14 protein-coding genes are annotated in these 14471 nt (G+C 60.3%); 9 read left to right on the top strand and 5 right to left on the bottom strand.

Going from position 1 to position 14471, the window contains the following annotated elements; translation table 11 throughout:
* Positions 1 to 66 precede the first annotated feature (66 nt).
* The 5 genes from ACYQ1A_RS14710 to ACYQ1A_RS14690 all read left to right on the top strand — a co-directional run bounded on the left by ACYQ1A_RS14710 (position 67) and on the right by ACYQ1A_RS14690 (position 6607).
* Positions 67 to 2460 (top strand): patatin-like phospholipase family protein, encoded by a 2394-nt coding sequence (locus ACYQ1A_RS14710; protein ID WP_499363150.1) that lies wholly within the window; start codon positions 67 to 69, stop codon positions 2458 to 2460.
* Positions 2461 to 2564: 104 nt separating this feature from the next.
* Positions 2565 to 2867, top strand: coding sequence for a PsiF family protein (locus tag ACYQ1A_RS14705; protein ID WP_499363148.1), 303 nt, complete (start codon positions 2565 to 2567; stop codon positions 2865 to 2867).
* A 180-nt stretch (positions 2868 to 3047) separates the two neighbouring features.
* Positions 3048 to 3713, top strand: a complete 666-nt coding sequence (locus tag ACYQ1A_RS14700) for a response regulator transcription factor (RefSeq protein ID WP_062222234.1) — start codon at positions 3048 to 3050, stop codon at positions 3711 to 3713.
* Positions 3710 to 5038: an ATP-binding protein gene (locus ACYQ1A_RS14695; protein ID WP_499363146.1), complete on the top strand. Its 1329-nt coding sequence runs from the start codon at positions 3710 to 3712 to the stop codon at positions 5036 to 5038. Before ACYQ1A_RS14700 ends, ACYQ1A_RS14695 begins: the two co-directional genes overlap by 4 nt.
* Before the next feature lie 87 nt (positions 5039 to 5125).
* A complete protein-coding gene (locus ACYQ1A_RS14690; protein WP_499363144.1) occupies positions 5126 to 6607 on the top strand; it encodes a DegQ family serine endoprotease in 1482 nt (493 codons plus the stop codon).
* Between the two features lie 306 nt (positions 6608 to 6913).
* On the opposite strand, the gene ACYQ1A_RS14685 is transcribed toward ACYQ1A_RS14690, so the two are convergent.
* Positions 6914 to 8110 (bottom strand): class I SAM-dependent methyltransferase, encoded by a 1197-nt coding sequence (locus tag ACYQ1A_RS14685; protein ID WP_499363142.1) that lies wholly within the window; start codon positions 8108 to 8110, stop codon positions 6914 to 6916.
* 215 nt (positions 8111 to 8325) lie between these two features.
* Here ACYQ1A_RS14685 and ACYQ1A_RS14680 point away from each other — a divergent pair, with 215 nt between their 5' ends.
* Positions 8326 to 8874: a C40 family peptidase gene (locus ACYQ1A_RS14680; protein ID WP_499363140.1), complete on the top strand. Its 549-nt coding sequence runs from the start codon at positions 8326 to 8328 to the stop codon at positions 8872 to 8874.
* A gap of 38 nt (positions 8875 to 8912) precedes the next feature.
* On the opposite strand, the gene flgN is transcribed toward ACYQ1A_RS14680, so the two are convergent.
* A complete protein-coding gene (gene flgN / locus ACYQ1A_RS14675) occupies positions 8913 to 9383 on the bottom strand; it encodes a flagellar export chaperone FlgN (RefSeq protein ID WP_062222221.1) in 471 nt (156 codons plus the stop codon).
* A gap of 11 nt (positions 9384 to 9394) precedes the next feature.
* Complete coding sequence (flgM, locus tag ACYQ1A_RS14670; RefSeq protein ID WP_053937783.1) at positions 9395 to 9697, bottom strand: flagellar biosynthesis anti-sigma factor FlgM; 303 nt, start codon at positions 9695 to 9697, stop codon at positions 9395 to 9397.
* A gap of 168 nt (positions 9698 to 9865) precedes the next feature.
* Between flgM and fliW the strand changes: the two genes are divergently transcribed.
* The 3 genes from fliW to tilS all read left to right on the top strand — a co-directional run bounded on the left by fliW (position 9866) and on the right by tilS (position 12811).
* The gene (gene fliW / locus ACYQ1A_RS14665; RefSeq protein WP_062222225.1) at positions 9866 to 10291 is read left to right on the top strand and encodes a flagellar assembly protein FliW; all 426 of its coding nucleotides are present in this window, start codon (positions 9866 to 9868) and stop codon (positions 10289 to 10291) included.
* 197 nt (positions 10292 to 10488) lie between these two features.
* Positions 10489 to 11457, top strand: coding sequence for an acetyl-CoA carboxylase carboxyltransferase subunit alpha (locus ACYQ1A_RS14660; protein ID WP_499363137.1), 969 nt, complete (start codon positions 10489 to 10491; stop codon positions 11455 to 11457).
* The gene (gene tilS / locus ACYQ1A_RS14655; protein WP_499363136.1) at positions 11426 to 12811 is read left to right on the top strand and encodes a tRNA lysidine(34) synthetase TilS; all 1386 of its coding nucleotides are present in this window, start codon (positions 11426 to 11428) and stop codon (positions 12809 to 12811) included. Before ACYQ1A_RS14660 ends, tilS begins: the two co-directional genes overlap by 32 nt.
* Positions 12812 to 12818: 7 nt before the next feature.
* Here the strand turns inward: tilS and dapE are convergent, their stop codons facing one another.
* Together dapE and ACYQ1A_RS14645 are read right to left on the bottom strand one after the other, a co-directional pair.
* Complete coding sequence (gene dapE / locus ACYQ1A_RS14650; RefSeq protein WP_499363134.1) at positions 12819 to 13964, bottom strand: succinyl-diaminopimelate desuccinylase; 1146 nt, start codon at positions 13962 to 13964, stop codon at positions 12819 to 12821.
* 158 nt (positions 13965 to 14122) lie between these two features.
* The gene (locus tag ACYQ1A_RS14645; protein WP_499363133.1) at positions 14123 to 14470 is read right to left on the bottom strand and encodes an ArsC family reductase; all 348 of its coding nucleotides are present in this window, start codon (positions 14468 to 14470) and stop codon (positions 14123 to 14125) included.
* Between the last annotated feature and the right edge of the window lies 1 nt (position 14471).

Raw genomic sequence — 14471 nt, 5'->3', positions numbered from 1 at the left:
TACGCGGGCGCAGCGTCCACGCGCCAGATTGTTGATCCGCCGACCTTTTGTTTAACTGCGAGCCGCATGAATCGCTTTGCTGATCACCTTGTTGTCTGGGCCCGCGCCGCTGCGCTGGCCGCCCTGTGTTTGAGCGTCGCCACCCCGGCCTGGGCGGCAGACGCCACCGCCGCACCCGCACTGACGCCCGCAACCGTTTCCATCCCGGTTTCCGTTACGCCAGCCACCAGCCAGCCCTTGTCCACCGCGCCGATTGCCAGCGCACCCGCGGCTTTGACGGCCAGCGCGCCGGCCTTGAGCAGCGCTGCCAGTGCGCCGGTGGCGCGCAAACGCCCGCGCATAGGCCTGGTGCTGGGCGGTGGCGGTGCGCGCGGCCTGGCGCATATCGGCGTCCTCAAGGTGCTGGAAGACAACCATATTCCGGTTGATTGCATCGTCGGCACCAGCATCGGTGCGCTGGTCGGCGGCGGCTATGCCGCGGGCCAGACCGCCGCCAGCATGAGCGATAAAGCCGATGTCACCGATTGGGATCAATTGTTCACCTCGGGCCTGCCGCGCCAGCAAATGTCGTATCGCGCCAAGCAGGATGACAACTTGCATCTGGCTCCGATCGATGTGGGCGTGCGCGATGACCTGAGCCTGGCGCTGCCCAAATCGGCGATGGATACGCAAAAGATCGAGATCGTATTGCGTGATCTGACCTACGCCGGCACTGCCCCTAATTTTGATCAACTGGCGGTGCCGTTCCGTGCGCTGGCCACCGATCTGGAAACCGGTGAAATGGTCGTGATGGGCGATGGCGATCTGGTCACCGCCATGCGCGCCAGCATGGCGGTGCCGGGCGTGTTTCCGCCGGTGCCGCGTTCCGACAAATTGCTGGTGGACGGCGGCCTGTCGCGTAATCTGGGCGTGGATGTGGCGCGCAAGATGTGTGCCGATGTGGTGATCGCCGTGGATGTGGCGATGCCGCCGCTCAAGCGTGATGGTATCCAGACCATTTTTAATGTGGCGGAGCAATACACCCGGCTGATGATAGTGCAAAACGAGCGGCCGCAAATCGACAGTCTGAAAAGCGCCGACGTGTTGATTACCCCGCCGCTGGGCAATATCGAAAGCGTGGCATTTAATCGCGCCCGCGACCTGATGGTGATCGGTGAGAAGGGCGCGCGTTTGCAATTGGCCAAATTGCAGCGTTATGCCTTGCCCGAAGACGAATACAACGCGTGGGAAGCCGCGCGCCAGGCGCGGCGTTTGCATCCCAAGCCCATTGAGAACATTGAAGTCGCCAAGATGAGCCGGGTTAATCCGGATGTATTGTCGCGCAATGTGCAAGTGGCTACCGGCAAGCGCTTTGAAGGCGACAATTTCAATCAGCAGTTGCAACGGCTGTATGCGCGCGGCGATTTCTCGCAACTGGATTACGAATTGATCGATGACGGTGCCGGGCAGAAATTGCGACTGGTGCCGGTAGAAAAAGATTGGGGGCCCAATTACCTTAATTTCGGGCTGGCGCTGGGCACTGATTTTGATGATTCCTCGCCCTATGCCTTTTTGATGCGCTATCGCCGCACGTGGATGAATTCGCTCGGTGGCGAAATGGACGTAAGTTTGCGCGCGGGCGATACCATGGCCTTGTCCGGCGAGTTTTATCAGCCGCTGCAAATCGATGGCTACGCCTTTGTCGCACCCAATGCCAGCGTGCAATCCAGCCCGTTGGCGGTGTATGAGGATGGCAAGCAGGTTTCGCAATACCGTTATCGCCGCGAAACCGCGGGCATTGATCTTGGTTCCGGTTTCAGCCGCTATGGCGAAGCGCGCATCGGTTTGCAGACTGAGTATTTTCATCTGACGCGGCAGATAGGCGAGAACTCGTTTGGCGATAATGCGATTCAGGATATCCGCCAGCACGACTGGGGCGTGCAGGCCTCGCTTAGCTATGACCAGCTCGACCACGCGGATTTTCCTTCCAGCGGCACGCAATTGCGCGCCTCGGTGTATCAGGCCATTAGCGGCGATCAAAACGGCGATTCGTATGGCCGGGCCGAATTGACCGGCAAGCAGGCGTTTTCGATGGGGCATTTGAGCGGCTACGCCATGTTCAAGGCGCGGCTGGCGCACAACGTGAATAACAGCAGTGCCGATGTCAGCTGGATGGGGGGCTTTATGAATATGTCCAGCTACGCCTATCAATCCTTATTGGGCGAGCACTCGCTGTATGGCCGCGTGACGCTATATCAACCGATGCCGTTTTTGCAGGCAGATAACAAATCGACCTGGCTGGGTTTTGCGGCGGAAGCAGGCAAGGTTTCGGATGTGCATGATCAGTCCGAGACCGGTTGGCATTACTCTGGCGTGGCCTATATCGGCGTCGATACTTTTCTTGGGCCGCTGTATCTGGGGGCCGCGTACGGCGATAACCGCCAGATGCGCTATTACCTGACGCTGGGCAATCCGTTCTGAAACGCGCAGGGCAGGCAATACATGACGCAAAAGCCTGGCTACACTGAGCACGACTTGAAGTCCGATTCAAAGACTGATTTGAAGACCATCCCTGGAGAGATGTGATGAAGCTGCCAAGCCTGTTGCTGATTGCCGCCGTGTTGTGTTCAACGCAAGTCATGGCTGCCAATAGCCAGCAAGACAAAATGAAAACCTGCAATGCCGATGCCAAAACCAAAAACCTGAGCGGCGATGCGCGCAAAAGTTTTATGAGCACGTGTCTTAAAGCGGATAGTGCTGCGGCCTCGGCGCCGGCAACGCAACAAGACAAAATGAAGGTCTGTAATCAGAACGCCTCGGCCCAGGCCCTGAAAGGCGATGCGCGTAAAACCTTTATGAGCGATTGCCTGAAGAAAAAGCCCGCCTGAGCCTGCTGCCATGACCGGCGCTGGCCGAAAGGCATAGCGCGCTATGTAAGAACGGACGACTGTGCGCGTCCGTTTTTTTATGCCGTCACCCCGGCCGCAAAGCTTTAGCCAGGAATGGGCGTGGCATGTTTACAATACGGCTCGTTCGCCGGGATCGGCTTCGCTTATAAGGACAAACACATGCGAGTTTTGCTGGTAGAAGACGACCCCATGATTGGTGACGCCGTGCAACAAGGCCTCAAGCCGCTGGGCATGACGGTGGACTGGGCGCGCGACGGCGGCGAGGGCGAGCTGGCGCTGGGCAGCGGCGAACATGAACTGGTGTTGCTGGACCTGTCGATGCCGCGTAAATCCGGCCTTGATTTGCTGCGTGGCATGCGCCGCAAACAAGACGGCCGCCCGGTACTGATCCTGACGGCGCGCGATACGGTCAGCGACCGCGTGGCTGGCCTCGACGCCGGTGCCGATGATTACGTGGTCAAACCCTTCGATCTGGACGAGCTGGCCGCCCGCATCCGCGCGGTGTTGCGCCGCCATGCCGGCCGCGCCGATCCGGTAATCGAACTCGGTGCTTTGCGCATCAACCCGGCCACGCGCGAAGTCACCCTGGCGGGCGAGCTGGTCACGCTGTCGGCGCGCGAATACGCCGTGTTGCTGGCGCTGGCCGAACGCCCTGGCGTGCCGCTATCGCGTGCGCAGCTGGAAGAACGCCTGTATGGCTGGGGTGAAGAGGTGGGCAGCAACGCAGTCGAAGTCTATATCCACGCCTTGCGCCGCAAACTCGGGCCGGAATGGATCAAGAACCTGCGCGGGGTGGGCTACTTTGTGCCGAAAGGCCAGGCATGATCTCGATCCGTAAACAACTGGTCGCATCGCTGCTGGCGGTGTTGTGCGGCGCGATTGCGCTGGGTGCGGCCATCACTTTTTATCGCGCGCGCCAGGAAGTGAACCAGCTGTTTGATTACCAGCTGCGCCAGATGGCACTGGCGCTGCGTGACCAGAATTTTATTGGCAGCCTGCCACCGCCCGCGCGTGATCGCGGCGATTTTGATTTTGTCATTCAGGTGTGGAATGAGCGCGGCGTACGTATTTATATGTCGCATCCCGGCCGTTCCTTGCCCGATCGTGCCACGCTGGGCTTTGCCACCGTCGAAACGCGCGATGGCGACTGGCGCACGATATCGATTCCGATCAATAACCAGGTGGTGCAAGTGGCGCAACCCATGCGCATCCGCAACCAGCTGGCGCTGATGGCGGCATTACGCACCATCATGCCGTTTCTGGCCATGCTGCCTTTGCTGGCGGTGATCGGCTGGTGGCTGGTTGGACGCGGACTTAGCCCGCTGGAAAAACTCGCCGCCGCCGTGGCCGCACGCACGCCGGTGGCCTTGGAGCCGGTGGCGCTGGAACACGCGCCGATAGAAGCCGGTGCGCTGGTTAACGAAATCAACAGTTTGATGGCGCGGCTGGAACAAGCCATGAGCGCGCAACGCAATTTCACCGCCGACGCGGCGCATGAGTTGCGCACCCCGCTGACGGCGCTGCAGTTGCAATTGCAGATGCTGGAACGTGCCACCACCGAAGAAGAACGCCAGATTGCGATGAACAATCTGCAATCCGGGCTGGAACGCGCCACGCACGTGCTGCTGCAGTTGCTGGCGCTGGCACGGGCCGAGCCCGATGCCCAGGCGCGGCCGCCGGTGCAGATTGATTTGCTGGAACTGGCTGGTAATGTGCTGGCCGACCATTACACCCTGGCCGAAGACAAAGAACTGGATATCGGCCTGTCTGAGCACGCCCACACGGCATTTCTGACCGCGGACCCGGAATCGGTGCGTGTGTTGCTGAGCAATCTGGTCACCAACGCGGTGCGCTACACCCCGCATGGCGGCCGGGTGGATGTGCTGACCGGCATCGATAACGCGGGGCATCCGTTCATGCGCGTCAGCGACAGCGGGCCGGGCATTCCGCCGGAAGAACGTGAGCGCGTGTTTGACCGATTTTATCGGCGCCCGGGTATGACCGTGGGCGGCAGTGGCCTGGGTCTGGCCATCGTTAAAGCCATTGCCGAGCGCAACGAGGCGCTGGTGGTGCTGGGCGATTCATCGCTGGGCGGGCTGGCGGCCGAAGTGATTTTTACCAATACGGCCAGCCCCGTGGTGGCGGCATAAGCGTCTGTTCTTTAAGAGCCGTTTAAGCTCAGGTGGTTAGTCTAGCCGGCAACGGTTCGACTGAACCCCTACTGAACAGGAGCAACCATGACCAAACCTCGTACCTGGAAGCAGTCTGCGATTGCCCTTGGTATCGCCGGGCTGCTCGGTTTTACTGTGGCCAGATTTAACGGCCACCTGTTTCCGCAAGCTCAGGCAACTACGCCGGTCGCCGCTGCGACCGCCAGCACCGCACCGATCGTGCCGGTGGTGCAAGGCAATCTGCCCAACTTCAGCGACATCGTGCAGCGCAACGGCCCGGCCGTGGTCAATATCAGCGTGACCGGCCAGGTCAAGACCGCGCAGCAACAACAACGTGGCGCGCCGCAGATTGACCCGAACGATCCGTTCTATGAATTCTTCCGGCGCTTTGGTATTCCCGGTGCCCCGCAAGGCGGTAGCGCACAACCGACGCATGCGCTCGGTTCGGGCTTTATCATCAGCGCCGACGGCATCGTGCTGACCAATGCGCACGTGGTGGCGGATGCCAGCGAAGTGACGGTCAAGTTGACCGACAAGCGCGAATTTGTGGCCAAGGTGTTGGGCTTTGATAAAGACACCGATATCGCCGTACTCAAGATCAACGCCAGCAACCTGCCGACCGTCAAACTGGGCGATCCGGCCAATAGCCGCGTGGGCGACTGGGTGCTGGCCATAGGCTCGCCGTTTGGCTTTGAGAACTCGGTGACCGCCGGGATTATCTCGGCCAAATCGCGCTCCTTGCCCGATGGCGGCTACACCCCGTTTATCCAGACTGATGCGCCGATCAACCCGGGCAACTCGGGCGGCCCGCTGTTTAACCTGAACGGCGAAGTGATCGGCATCAACGCGCAGATCTATTCGCGCAGTGGTGGCTTCCAGGGCTTGTCGTTCTCGATTCCGATCGATATCGCCAAGAACGTGGAACAGCAAATCGTGGCGCACGGCAAGGTAACGCGCGGTCGTCTGGGCGTAACCATCCAGGATGTGAACCAGTCGCTGGCGCAATCATTTGGTCTGAAAACGCCGAATGGCGCGCTGGTCAGCGGCGTTGAGCCGGATAGCGCCGGTGCCAAAGCCGGCCTGAAATCGGGCGACATTATTCTGAAGCTGAATGATCAAGCCATCATCAGCTCCAGCGACCTGCCGCCGCGCATTGCCAATATCACGCCGGGCACCAATGCCAAGCTGGAAATCTGGCGCGATGGCAAAACCCAGACGCTGACGGCAAAGATCTCGGAAGCCAAGGGCGCCAAGGTGGCGGCGGAAGACAAGACACCGGACCATGGCCGTCTGGGCCTGGCCGTGCGGCCCTTGTCCAAAGATGAACAGCAAGAATCCGGCATTGCATCCGGTCTGGTGGTGGAGCAGGCCAGTGGCCCGGCCGCTGCCGCCGGGATAGAGCCGGGTGATGTCGTGCTGGCGATTAATGGCACGCCGGTGACTTCGGCGGATCAGTTGAAAGCGTTTATGGCGAAAGCTGGCGACCACGTGGCCCTGCTGGTACAACGTGGCGACGCCAAGATTTTCGTGCCGATCAACCTCGGTTGATCAAAACGCCGTGGCGCTGCTTTCTCCAGCGCCGCAGCGGGTAAGTGGTAAGTGGAAATTTGCAGTAGCTCTCCTTGCGTAATTCGAATGGCTAAATGGCAGGGGCGGATCGAAAGATCCGCCCCCTTTTTTTTGCCTAAGCGATCGCCTGAAAAACCGCTGCGCATAGGGTGGGACTCGGCGTCCCCGTCTTGACCCACCAACCAGTGTGGCTGGACAGGATTACGGTTCCCGGCTTTGGCTTTGGCTTTGGGCGGTGGGTCATGACCCACCCTATGCGACGCGTGACATGCGCGTCGTCGGTCGCTACGGGTGCCGGTACATATAATCGCGTGTCAGCGGCAGTTTGTTCATCTCCGGGCCGCCGCTCTTGGTGGCCAGAATCTGGTGCAGTGCAATCCAGTCCTGCCTGAAGCCATAGGCGCAACCCGCCAGATAAATACGCCAGATGCGATAGCGTTGCTCACCGGCCAAAGCCAGTACGCGTTCTTTGGCGGCGTCAAAGCGTTCGGCCCAGTGTTCTAGCGTCAAGGCGTAGTGGCGGCGCAGGTTTTCCACGTCGAGCACTTCCAGTCCAGCGCTGGCCATTTCCCGTAATGCCAGGCTGATATGGGGCAACTCGCCATTGGGAAACACATAGCGATCAATAAAGTCGCCGCCACCAAACGGGGTGCTTTTTGAATCCGGGTCGGTGCTGGTAATGCCGTGGTTCATGGCCACGCCACCGTCGGCCAGCAATTTGTTCACTTGCTTGAAATAGGTCTGCAGGTTCTTCAGCCCCACGTGCTCAAACATGCCGACACTGGTGATGCGGTCAAACGTGCCGGTCACATCGCGGTAATCCTGAATGCGCACTTCGCACACATCGCTCAGGCCTTCGCGCTCGATGCGCGCCCTGGCATAGTCGTATTGATTCTGCGAAAGCGTCACACCCAGTGCCTTCACCCCGTATTTGCGGGCCGCCCGTATGATCAAAGCGCCCCAGCCGCAGCCTATGTCCAACAGCGTCTGGCCCGGCCGCAGATTGAGCTTGGCCAGAATGTGGTCCAGCTTCTGTTCTTGCGCGGCGTCCAGCGTGTCGTCGGCGGTTTTGAAATAGGCGCAGGAATAGATCATTTCCTTGTCCAGCCACTGCGCATAAAACTCGTTGGAAACGTCGTAGTGATAACTGATCGAATCTTTGTCGAGTTGCCGGGTATGGTCGGCCACGCGGGTGGACGGGCGCTCGGTGGAATTGTTGGCTTCGGCCAGCCGCGCTGCCACTGCCACCACATCCATTACATGCCCGCTCACATCGATATCACCCTCCACATAAGCTTTGCCGAGGTTATCGAGCGTGGGGTGGATGATGTGCCGCAGGCTGCCCAGGCTGTTGGCGGTGATGGTGACGCGGGGTTCAGCGGCCAGATCGAAGTGGCTGCCATTCCATAGTTGCAATCGCAAGGGAATTGCATGGCTGCGCATGCGGTTTACGAACTCATCAAACAAAGGGTTCCAGGACATAGGTGGCCTCTTGTGCAAGTGAAGCAACGCGATGTGGCGCGGTCTGGGCCGCGTCGTGGACTACGATAAGACTTTGTTTCTGAAAAATCCAGTAAGCGGTTAATGCTTTGACAGTTGCATATGTAACGACATGTTTGTATGGCCTGGGTGCCACGCGGCAAAGTGGCGCGCTACAATGCTTTGCGCCACCACCGGCCGATCACCCAAAGACGTTCATGACCCGTACCGCTGCGCCCGCCTGGCTTTATCTATCGCCCTTGCTGCTGGTACTGGCCGCTTGCGGCAGCGCCCCGCGCAAGAACACCACCGCTAGCGCACCGCCACCCAAACCGATAGACCGCACGACCAGTACCATCACCGTCAATTCGGATGATCGTCGTGAAGTGGTGTTATATGCGCTGAGTCTGCTCGACGTGAACTATCAATTTGGCGGGGCCAACCCTGAGGCCGGGATGGATTGCAGCGGGCTGGTGTATTTCATCTACAAGAATGCGCTGGGCATCAATCTGCCGCACAACGCGGCCGAGATGGCGCGGCTGTCGAAGCCGGTCGAAACGCGGGATCTGGAAGCGGGCGATCTGGTGTTCTTTAACACGCTGAACAAACCGCACTCGCATGTGGGCATCTACATTGGCGATGGCAAATTTGTGCACGCACCGTCGAGCAAGAGCCATATCAAAGTGGAGTCGCTCAAATCGCCGTGGTTTGCCGCGCGTTTTGAGGGCGGCCGGACCTTGATCGCAGGGCGTCAGGGCCAGGGCTAGAGAGGGTCAAACGGGGAAGGCCAGCGCAACGCGGCGGCTCAGGCCTTGTCGCGGCGGATGGTGCCGGCACCGCTGTGCATGCGGCCGCGTTCTGAATAAACCTGGATATCGTCCTGACGTTCGCTGGCGATATCGTGCAGAAAGCCATCGATCAAATGGCGGCGGGTATCGATCAGCGCGCCGTTGCTGCGATTGATCGCAGCGGCCTGGCGCGCATATTCCCGCAAGGTGTCCCAGGCATCCAGCGCGTCGGCGGCATGGGCTTGCAGCCAGGCACGCACGGCGGCTTCGCTGCCTTCCACACCATTGGCGGCCAGAAACGCCTGCAGCGTGCGCGCCGACGCATCGGCCAGGGCGGCGGCTTGTTGTTTCTCGGGCAACAGGGCGCTTAAACCATCGATGCGATTCTGCACCAGCAAATCCTGTTCGCCGCGCAACACCTCAAGTAAACGCGCCAGCGTAGTGCTGGCGTGGATGATCAAAGGCAGAATGCTTTCGAGTGGGGTCACCGCGTGGGGCCTTATTGGCTAAGCAGTTGTTTAACGCTGTCGATCAGCTTGTCGGCGATGGCATCGCTGCGCACGGTGAACTTGCCATCGGCAATGGCCTGGCGCAGTTGTGCCACGCGGTCGCTATCAAACACGCTGGTGTCATTGGCTTGATCAACCTGGCCCAGCTGAGCTGCGGCAGGATTGATCGTCACGCTGTCATCCCGCGCGCTGCTGACTTCGCCCGCGTCGGTTTGAGTAGCCGGGGTGGCGGTGCGATCAGTCGAACGCGTCGGGGTCTGCAGTGAGACTTTTCCGGTCTGGTCGATTTTCATGATATACCTTTCAAACTCCGCGCCACTGCGGGGCAGCGGGCGGAACAATTGCACTATTATGCCAACTATCGGCAGCTTGCACAGAAACTTTAGCGATCAGCAGCTTATGCCGTTTTATGAACGGTAACGCAGGCCTTGCAGCCTGTTTGTCATCAGTCAGGAGACCTCATGACGCATCTGAATACCCGGTTTGGCGAAGTCGATATTGACCCGTCCAACGAGCTGACCTTTCCGCTGGGCCTGCCCGGTTTTGAGACCTTTACCCGCTTTGTGCTGCTGCATGAAGACAAGCCCAATCCCACCGTGCGCTGGCTGCAATCGCTGGATGACACCAGCGTGGCGTTGAGCGTGGTGCCCGCGTCAGACCTGGGGTTGGATTATGAGATTGTGTTGTCGGACGAAGAAGTCGCTCTGTTGCAACTGGAGCGCCAGGAAGACGTGCAACTGTTATTGATCCTGTCGCGCCGTAACACCCATAACGGGCTGGACGGGCAGATTGCCGCCAATACCTTTGCGCCCGTTATTCTTAATGTGGCCGCCAAGCGTGGCTTCCAGAAAACCGGTCTGCGCGCGGATATCGTTTTCCGCAACTGATAGACCGCCTATCCGGTTGTAAGCCGCCGGGCGTAGTCGCTTGGGGCAGGGCAAACCTTGCTGTATAGTTGCGACATTTTTTCGTCCGGCATTTGACCGCAAGCCGGCACAGCGCGCCGCAAACCCTTGGTTTGTAGCGGTGTACGACGAATCGGAAGACCCAACCCCTGGCGGCTTCTCGGGGAACAAAGAGCAGCATGAAGACCACTTTTCTGGATTTTGAACAACCTATCGCCGAACTCGAAAACAAGATCGAGGAACTGCGCTTTGTGCAGGATGACTCGGCGGTAGACATCTCGGTAGAAATCGGCCACCTGGAAAAAAAGAGCCAGGAGCTGACCAAAAGCATCTACGGCAAGATCACGCCGCAACAGATCGCCCAGGTGGCGCGCCATCCGCAGCGCCCCTACACCCTTGATTACGTCAAGGGGCTGTTCACCGGCTTTGAAGAACTGCATGGCGATCGTGCCTATGCCGATGATGCTGCCATCGTGGGCGGCCTCGCGCGCTTTAATGGTCAGAGCGTCGTGGTGATAGGCCATCAAAAGGGCCGTGATACCAAAGATCGCCAATACCGCAACTTTGGCATGCCGCGTCCGGAAGGCTATCGCAAGGCATTGCGCCTGATGAAGCTGGCCGAGCGCTTTAATCTGCCGGTACTGACCTTTGTCGATACGCCCGGTGCTTATCCCGGTATTGGCGCAGAAGAACGCGGTCAGTCCGAGGCCATCGGCCGTAACCTGTTCGAACTGGCGCAATTGCGCGTGCCCGTGATCACCACGGTGATCGGCGAGGGCGGTTCGGGCGGTGCGCTGGCGATCGCGGTGGGCGATGCGGTGCTGATGCTGCAATACGCCACCTATTCGGTGATTTCACCAGAAGGCTGCGCCTCGATTTTGTGGAAAACGGCCGAGAAAGCGCCGGAAGCCGCCGAAGCGATGGGCATTACTTCTGCCCGCCTGAAGACCCTCGGCCTGATCGACAAGATCGTGACCGAACCGGTTGGCGGCGCGCATCGTAATCCGCAGCAAATGATGGTGAGCCTGAAGAAAGCGCTGGCGGATGCACTGAAGCCGCTGCAGGACAAAACCATTGACCAGTTGCTGGAAGCGCGCTACGAGCGCCTGATGGCTTATGGCAAGTTCAAGGAAGTCGACGTCGCCTGAGCGTGATGTCTCGGCGCAGTTGCTGCAGCTGGTAACGCAGCGACTGGCGCCCCTGCTCCACAGCAACACCACCGTGTGCGTCGGCCTGTCTGGCGGCGTCGATTCGGTGGTGTTGTTGCATCTGCTCGCCCGTTACGCGCAAACGAGGGCGCACACCGCTTCCTTCCCGTTACGTGCAGTGCATGTGCATCACGGCTTGTCGCCGCATGCGGATGCGTGGGCGCAATTTGCGCTCGATTACGCCCGGCGCCTGGGCGTGCCGTGCACGGTGGAGCGCGTTACGCTCAGCCAGCGCGGTGAGTTGGGTGTTGAAGGCGCAGCGCGCAATGCGCGTTATGCCGCCTTTTTGCGCCAGCCCGCCCAGCTGTTTGCCGTGGGTCATCATCGCGATGATCAGGCCGAAACCGTGCTGCTGAGCTTGCTGCGCGGCAGCGGCGTCAACGGTCTGGCCGCGATGCCGTATGCGCGCGCGCTCGGCGCGGCCACGCTGGTGCGCCCCTTGCTCGATACGCCCCGTGCTCGCTTGCTGGATTACGCCCGCCAGCACGCGCTGCAATGGGTCGAAGACGAAAGCAATCTATCCACCGATTACGAACGCAATGCCTTGCGTCACGACATCATGCCGGGCCTGCGTGCGCAGTTTGGCGACGTCGACACAGCCCTGGCGCGCAGCGCACGCCATTTTGGCGAAGCCAGTCATTTGCTGGATGAACTGGCGGCCGAGGATCTGGCGCGCTGTCTGCAGGGCGCTGCCTTTGAGCTGGCCACAGCGCTCAGTCCATTGCGGCTGCGCCATGCCTTGCGCTATTGGCTGGCGCAATCGGGCCTGGTGCTGGATACCCGGGCCTTCGATGAGTTATGGCGTGTGATGAGCGCTGCCGCTGGCGATACGCAGCCGACACTGGTTTGGCGGCAGCAGGCGGTGCGGCGTTATCGCACGCGGCTGTGGATTACGCCGGCGCAGGTCCAGGCCGGGCCAAATGTGGCGCTGCAAGGCATCGCAGCGCAAAGCGTGCCGTTCTGGCACGGCAGCATCTGCTGGCAGCAGCAGGCACTCGGGCACGGTATTGCTTTGCACTGGCTGGAGCAGGGGTATGAATTACGCGCCTGGCAGGGCAGTGCCCGCCTGCGTTTGCGCGCGGACGGTCCGGCGCAGCAACTGAAGAATCTGGCGCAGGCGCAAGGCATGCCGCCGTGGGTACGGCTGGGCACCCCCGCCCTCTATATCGAGGATCAACTGGCTGCCTTTACCGGGCTGGGCGTTGATCAGCGCTATCGCGCGGCCGCCGATGAGGCGGGCTGGCTGCCGTTATGGCGCCATAACCCGCCGTCCGATCCGGGCCGCGCAAGCTGATGCCGCGTCAGGCAATCAGCTTTTCCAGCGCGCGGCGATACACGCCCGACAACAGCGGCAGATGATCCACCGCCACACATTCATTCAGCTTGTGGATGGTGGCGTTGAGCGGCCCGAATTCGATCACCTGAGCACAATGTTTGGCGATAAAGCGCCCATCAGACGTACCGCCCGTGGTCGACAATACCGGGCGGACGCCGGTTTCTTCTTCGATGGCGGCCTGCATCGCATCCACCAGATCGCCAGTCCCGGTCAGATACGGCTCGCCGGACAAGGACCAATCCAGATCATATTCAACGCCATGCCGCTTCAGGATGTCCTCCAGCTTTTGCTTCAGCGTATCGGCGGTGTTCTCGGTGGAGAAGCGGAAGTTGAACAGTACTTCCACCGTGCCGGGAATCACGTTGGTGGCGCCAGTGCCGCTGTGCATGTTGGACACTTGCCAGGTGGTCGGCGGAAAGTATTCGTTACCGTGATCCCATTCGGTTTCAGTCAGCTCGGCCAGCGCGGGCGCCAGCACGTGGATGGGATTGCGCGCCAGATGCGGATAGGCGATATGGCCTTGCACGCCATGTACGGTCAGATGGCCAGACAAGGAGCCACGGCGGCCATTCTTGATCATGTCGCCGAATTGCTCCGAGCTGGTCGGCTCGCCCACGATGCAGTAATCCAGCGCTTCGCCGCGTGCCGCCAAGGCTTCAACCACTTTGACCGTGCCGTCTTTGGCCGGGCCTTCTTCGTCTGACGTAATCAGAAACGCAATCGAACCCTTGTGCTGGGGATGATCAGCCACAAACGCTTCGGTGGCGGTGATGAACGCGGCCAGCGAGGCCTTCATATCGGCCGCGCCACGGCCAAACAGGTGGCCATCACGAATGGCGGGCGCAAACGGATCGGAATGCCAGCGCTCCAATGGGCCGGTTGGCACCACGTCGGTATGGCCCGCAAACACCAGCACCGGGCCGGACGTGCCGCGGCGCGCCCACAAATTATCGACGTCGCCAAAACGCATGGGCTCGATATGGAAACCCAGCTTGCTCAGGCGATCCGCCATCATGGTCTGGCAATTGGCATCGTCCGGCGTCACGGATGCCTGGCGCATCAGTTGCTGGGTGAGTTCGAGTGTCGGGTCGGCGGCGGTGGGGGCGGGCATGGTGGTTTCCTGCGGGTGTCGATATAGGGTGGGCCTGGGCCCACCATTCAAAGGCGTTGGCTAAGTGCGGCGCATCTACGCGGTATAACTCGCGTTATTGCAATTGCTTGATGGCTTTGATGCTGGGTCTGGACGGGGACGCCAGAATCCAACCCAAGTCAATTTGCGAAGAGCGCCTGATATTGCTCGGGTTTGAAGCCCACGCTGATCTTGCCGTCGCGATCGAGCACCGGGCGCTTGATCACCGACGGGTTGGCCTGCATCACGGCGATGGCGCTGGCGGCATCGGTCACGCCGGCTTTGGTGGCATCGTCCAGCTTGCGCCAGGTGGTGCCCTGGCGATTGAGCAACGGCTCCCAGCCGATGGCGTTGACCCAGCTTTGCAATAGCACGGTATCGATGCCTTGTTTCTTGAAATCATGCCAGTCGTAGTGCTGGCCTTGCTCGGTCAGCCAGGTGCGCGCCTTTTTGACGGTGTCGCAATTGGGGATGCCGTACAGCTTCATG

Source organism: Silvimonas sp. JCM 19000 (assembly GCF_054652575.1).
Note: the sequence above shows the minus strand (reverse complement) of the source record. Positions and strands in the feature narration are given on the sequence as shown.

Excerpts from the sequence above, each read along its gene's own strand:
- fliW (WP_062222225.1), top strand. The coding sequence starts at position 9,866 with ATGACGCATCTGAATACCCGGTTTGGCGAAGTCGATATTGACCCGTCC.
- ACYQ1A_RS14680 (WP_499363140.1), top strand. The coding sequence starts at position 8,326 with ATGACCCGTACCGCTGCGCCCGCCTGGCTTTATCTATCGCCCTTGCTG.
- ACYQ1A_RS14645 (WP_499363133.1), bottom strand. The coding sequence starts at position 14,470 with ATGAAGCTGTACGGCATCCCCAATTGCGACACCGTCAAAAAGGCGCGC.
- ACYQ1A_RS14660 (WP_499363137.1), top strand. The coding sequence starts at position 10,489 with ATGAAGACCACTTTTCTGGATTTTGAACAACCTATCGCCGAACTCGAA.
- ACYQ1A_RS14690 (WP_499363144.1), top strand. The coding sequence starts at position 5,126 with ATGACCAAACCTCGTACCTGGAAGCAGTCTGCGATTGCCCTTGGTATC.
- ACYQ1A_RS14705 (WP_499363148.1), top strand. The coding sequence starts at position 2,565 with ATGAAGCTGCCAAGCCTGTTGCTGATTGCCGCCGTGTTGTGTTCAACG.
- ACYQ1A_RS14695 (WP_499363146.1), top strand. The coding sequence starts at position 3,710 with ATGATCTCGATCCGTAAACAACTGGTCGCATCGCTGCTGGCGGTGTTG.
- flgM (WP_053937783.1), bottom strand. The coding sequence starts at position 9,697 with ATGAAAATCGACCAGACCGGAAAAGTCTCACTGCAGACCCCGACGCGT.
- dapE (WP_499363134.1), bottom strand. The coding sequence starts at position 13,964 with ATGCCCGCCCCCACCGCCGCCGACCCGACACTCGAACTCACCCAGCAA.
- ACYQ1A_RS14685 (WP_499363142.1), bottom strand. The coding sequence starts at position 8,110 with ATGTCCTGGAACCCTTTGTTTGATGAGTTCGTAAACCGCATGCGCAGC.
- ACYQ1A_RS14710 (WP_499363150.1), top strand. The coding sequence starts at position 67 with ATGAATCGCTTTGCTGATCACCTTGTTGTCTGGGCCCGCGCCGCTGCG.
- ACYQ1A_RS14700 (WP_062222234.1), top strand. The coding sequence starts at position 3,048 with ATGCGAGTTTTGCTGGTAGAAGACGACCCCATGATTGGTGACGCCGTG.
- tilS (WP_499363136.1), top strand. The coding sequence starts at position 11,426 with ATGGCAAGTTCAAGGAAGTCGACGTCGCCTGAGCGTGATGTCTCGGCG.